Annotated in this window: 1 protein-coding gene; it reads right to left on the bottom strand. The window is 49.3% G+C overall.

Features of this window, described 5'->3' with window-relative positions; genetic code table 11:
• A partial coding sequence (locus RTW80_RS25650; RefSeq protein WP_312720869.1) for a hypothetical protein occupies nucleotides 1–1,103 on the bottom strand: 1,103 nt, incomplete at its 3' end.
• Nucleotides 1,104–1,196: the final 93 nt, after the last annotated feature.

Here is a 1,196-nt window from a genome sequence, read left to right as displayed (position 1 = left end):
TCCTTACTGTCTATACGCACGGTCTCAGCGACAATATATTCAAATAAATCGCCCTGAAGCTGATTAGTCGCGCCGGCTATATTCGCCAGCTTGGACATGATGTCATCTATTGCGGCTATATTATCTTTTAAGCTGAGCGTTATGGAGCCGACAAGATCCCGTAGCTGAAAGAGTGCATCAGCAAAGTCTTTCCCGAAGAGATTTTCCGGCGTGGCGGGTATTATCCCGGCACGCTTCATTTCCAGAAATGCCTCTTCACTGTATTCATCAGCGATGAACATAAACAGGCATCTGGGGCTGTTCCGGAGGCTGTTTATCGAGCGACATTTCGTAATAAAAGGCTGGAGATGCACCAGACTGAGCTTACAGCCCAAGAGCATGTCGCAGACAAAGAAACCAGGCCGGATTTCACCTGACCGGGAGAACTGCAGAAGAGGATTAAGATAGGATGCAGCAGTGACGTCAAAATCAAAATTTGCCACGCAGGGAGTCTGATCCGAATTGAGCTCCTCTCGCGTACGCAGCGTGTCGTAACTGATGATGCCATTGTTACGGACCCACTGACTCAGGGATTTCATCAGAACTGACTCGGTGAGTAGTCTGGCTTTCAGGGGATGGAGCGCGCGCAGATAACCGTTATCATTTTTTTCTGTCAGCGCAACACATTCCCCCAGACCCGGTAACGTAACGACCCTGACCATTTTGTACTGAAGCAGACCGTCCAGAACTGACTTCCAGGATAATCTGTTTTTCATTGCTACCGGCGAACCGCAGGCTGCAGAAAAATTTCTGACCGGCAGGATCCCCCCGCGTGCCCGGAGGCAACTCAGGGCGAGACCGTAGGCCGACCCGGTATCAAGAAGGGCCGCATTGAGACTGGACCAGAAGCGCCCGGTACCATACTCTTGTTTCAGATAAATAAATCGTTCGCGCTTGGGGAAAAGCTTGTCAACACAGTGGATTTGCCCTGCAGAAGCAGCCCGGGAAATCTGTTTGCGCGCGGTATCACGGTTAACGCCCGAGGTTTTCAGCATTTCCTCTACACGTACAGAGCTAAGGCAAGGACCGGTTTTGAGTAACGAAGTAACTATAATCGATGTCATCTTTTGCTCACTTGTCACACTGCGTATTTAATAATAACAATACACTCAAGCATCGAAACGACAAAGCCTGCAGTTTAGACCTGTAAATACAAT

Source organism: Escherichia sp. AM3 (assembly GCF_032029835.1).
In the GTDB taxonomy this organism is placed as follows: Bacteria; Pseudomonadota; Gammaproteobacteria; order Enterobacterales; family Enterobacteriaceae; genus Escherichia; species Escherichia coli.
Note: the sequence above shows the minus strand (reverse complement) of the source record. Positions and strands in the feature narration are given on the sequence as shown.